2 protein-coding genes are annotated in these 3,688 nt (G+C 33.6%); one reads left to right on the forward strand and one right to left on the reverse strand.

All coding sequences use genetic code 11. From position 1 onward, the window contains the following. The first annotated feature begins 608 nt into the window (after positions 1-608). Positions 609-1,247, forward strand: coding sequence for a hypothetical protein (locus ACFILZ_RS09335; RefSeq protein WP_375610992.1), 639 nt, complete (start codon positions 609-611; stop codon positions 1,245-1,247). A 308-nt stretch (positions 1,248-1,555) separates the two neighbouring features. Here ACFILZ_RS09335 and ACFILZ_RS09340 read toward each other — a convergent pair. Then, positions 1,556-3,688: type ISP restriction/modification enzyme (locus ACFILZ_RS09340; protein ID WP_375610993.1), on the reverse strand; the 2,133-nt coding region annotated here is incomplete at its 5' end.

Here is a 3,688-nt window from a genome sequence, read left to right on the forward strand (position 1 = left end):
TTAAATACAATTAATAATATATATTTGTCAGTTATGTGTCAGTAAATTGAACTGACAAAAGTGATCATTTTAGTGAGACATTAAAACGTGTCTTATGAAAAGTATGTGATCCTGTAAAGCCTTTCAAAAGGTAGCTTGTAACTCATAAGAGATGTTATCAAGATCATTAGGTTATGAGTTTTGAAGGGATTTTGAGTTTTGAGGGTTGCTGCTATTATGTAAAAAAACGATAAAAAGTAAAAACGTTATTTTTCAATATGTTAAGATTTTACAGACCTTTAAAAAACAACCCATATTGATAATACAACCTATAAATTCAACTAATAATATACGTTTTGAGGGGGTTTTGACGGTTTTTACACCTTCAAAACCTATAAGCAAAATGAATATACATAACTCTCTTTAAACAAAGCTTTTGATAACAATAAAGCACTCATTTTAGATTACGGTATAATCTCTTAAAGGCAATGTAAAAAAATCTAATTCACTTTAAGAGTGGATTTCTTAAATTTTGCAAAACAATCTAAAAAAATTATTTAAAAGTTCAAATAGTATCTTTAATTCGAATTATAAATACATTATTAGACTTTTGCATTAATCAAAGGTTTATGATGATGAAGTTTTTTATTTTACTTTGTTTGTTAATACTCACAGCTTGTGGTCCTATAACACATTTGAACGGAATTGTTGATCCAAACTACAAGGGACGATTTCAAACGAAAAAGGTGGTCATAGGAGGTGTTGGCATGTCTATTTCTGAGCAAAAAGAACTTGAAGACACCTTTGAGAAATCCCTCGTTAAATACAATGTACAGATATTGAGAGGATTAGAACTTTTCCCTCTAACTCGTAATTATTCCTATAACGAGAAAGAGGAAATTATAACAAATAAAGGCGCAGATGCACTCCTAATAGTTAGCGTTGATAATCGTGCTATATCACAGACGTATATCCCGCCAACATATCATCCGGGAACCTCTACAAGTACTATTTCGGGATTTGGAAACTTTGCTACCATAAAAACTGAGACGACACCAGGTTATGTGACCGGTGGATATAATATTAGTAAGCCCGCCATAAGTGTTAGTGTTTATCTTATTCACCATACAAAAAACAAAGAAACCATATGGCTAGCAAAAGGCTATAGCGATGGAAATGCTTTTGCATCATTTTCTGATCTCATAGTAAGCGTTGCTGAAACAACTGTTGAAAAACTAGCCAAAGAGGGGCTTATAGTCCCAAAGTAGAGTTAGGAAAATAGCAGCATAATCACGAATTTTAGCCACAAGGTCGATGTTAATAAAGCTATCATTTTAGATTACGGTATAATCTTTTAAAGGCAATGTAAAAAAATCTAATTCTATTTAAGAGTGGGTTTCTTAAAAGTCTTAAAGCAATCCAAATAAGAGTATTTAAAAGTACAAAGCCTTATTTTTAGAATAACGCATATTAGGATTGTATCTAATCAACTTAACAAAAGAGGTATAGATTATGGTTATAAGCTCTATACCCCTTATGCGTTTATCATACCCATTATGTGAGCATGCTTTATAAGTTATTCAGTTTCTTTTAATACCAAATTTGGTAAGTTCTTAACGATTTTCATGGTTTCTAAACTTACGGTAATAACCCTCTGAAATAACTCTAGAGGGTAGGCAGAGTTGCCAACGGTTTCAACAGCATAGCGATTGGCATCATTCACAATGCCACTATTTTTATCAGTCTTGACACATTGACGTTCCATAACCCATTCAAGAGTAGGCTTTCCATTGACTATATACTCATAAGCTTTAAGAGGGATATCCGTCATGATGATATTGCTGTTGTAAAAAACAGTCGATTTATCCTTTTCCTTACTATTCCCAGAAAATTTCATTTCTGTAACGTAGTAAAATTCTTCGGGATTAGAGATATCAGTCAGTTTTGGATTACCCTTTTTAAAGGTCACTGGATAAAGCTCTACATCTTCATAATTCATGTGCAAATGACCCAGTTCACGCCCTGCTGTTACAAACTTCCAAAAATCATCAGCACTCTTTACACAAGGAATGCGAGGTAATTCTTTGCATAAATTATCAGCATAACGAGAGCGATAATCTTCCGAATGCAAAAGACCGTAAACATAATAGAATAGATCATCTTTTGTTATGGTTTCATTAGGATAAGCAGCTTTAAAATGGTCTAGACCTTCATCAGTAATAGCATCACGCTTCTGTAAACCAGTTGTTTTGTTTTCCTCTATAGAGTTTGTAAATAAATGGGATTGTTTCTCACTTTTACTTTTTGAAACCGTAGTGTCTTCATAAATATAGCGTGGAAAACATTGTCCATTTTCTATTACATGAAAATCAGATACTGTCTTAATCATAATAACAGAAAAATCTTTATTTGCTCCTATACCTGTAATTTGTATCACTCTATTTTCAACCGCTTGCCCTATAGGAAATATCCGCGGCATTTGATAAACTCTTTCATTGAAAACGCGATTATAATAAAACCACTGTCGTGTAAAAGGACGGTAAAGGCTTTGTGTGAAGCATTTTTCTTCAAGTTCAAAGATTGTTTCTCTTACCAATTCTTGTTTAACATTATGACTCCAACTGATTTTTTTGGCATTCGTATTGATAAAATCATTTACAGCCCTTGTACGTGCTTTATGATCAGCATGTACATAAGTATCATTAAAACGTTCCACTTCACTATTGTAGAATGCAATCATGTTATTCATATTTTTTGCTAAAGCTTCACGGCTTGCATTATATGCCCATGCATCACGGCTAGTGATAATTCCACAAGAAAAATTTTCAAAAATTTTTTTACCATGACCTTTTTTATCACCTTTATCACCTATAGCTAAAAATGATTTGAAACTGTCATCACGTTGACTAAGCCAATCCCCATGCTTATCCGGTGTAATTATTTGCCAACCTTGTTTACTTCGTGTAATGCCATCAATACTCTTAAATTCTTCAATTATCGTGAGCTTTTCTTCTCTATTGAGATAGTCTCCAATATCCCGAAAATATATCTTACCATGCAGTTGTGCATTTGGATTTTTTACGAGAATAGAGATAGCAATAGGAGCACGAGAACCTTCACCAAAAATTCCACCACTTTCTTTCTTACGTTGTTCTCCAGAAGTCCGCGCATTTCCTCGTAAATGGAAAATATAAAGGCTGCTAAATTCTTCAACGAGGCATTTTCGTAACCCATCCATAGAACTTCCATTAATAAAACCGGCATTTGTAACAAAACCAATAACACCACGGTCTTTTATACGGTCACTAGCCCAGCGAATGGCACGTATATAGCTGTCATACAGACCTCGTATAAGACTTGCTTTCGATTGAGCCGCATAAGTTTCACTGATCCGTTTATCTAAAATCGGATAAGGAGTATTTTTCGCATTATCGTTTTCACTCTTTTGTCCTATAGAATAAGGAGGGTTACCAAAGATAACTTCAATATTTAGATTTTTCTGATGTTCCAAATATTCACTGTTTTCTTTAAATAATTCCTGTAGCAGGTTCTTCTCTTCAAGCATCCGGAATGTATCGGTTAAGCCAATATGCTTAAAAGGGATATACTCACCTTTCATGATACTATGATAAGTCGATTCAATGTTAATCGCTGCTATGTAATAGGCAAGCAAAACAATCTCATTGGCATGGATATCATGACGGAACTT

The organism is Bartonella sp. AP40SXNS, assembly GCF_042195825.1.
GTDB lineage: Bacteria > Pseudomonadota > Alphaproteobacteria > Rhizobiales > Rhizobiaceae > Bartonella.

Bases quoted from the DNA above. Each gene is read 5' to 3' on its own strand.
- ACFILZ_RS09335 (WP_375610992.1), top strand. From the start codon at position 609: ATGATGATGAAGTTTTTTATTTTACTTTGTTTGTTAATACTCACAGCT.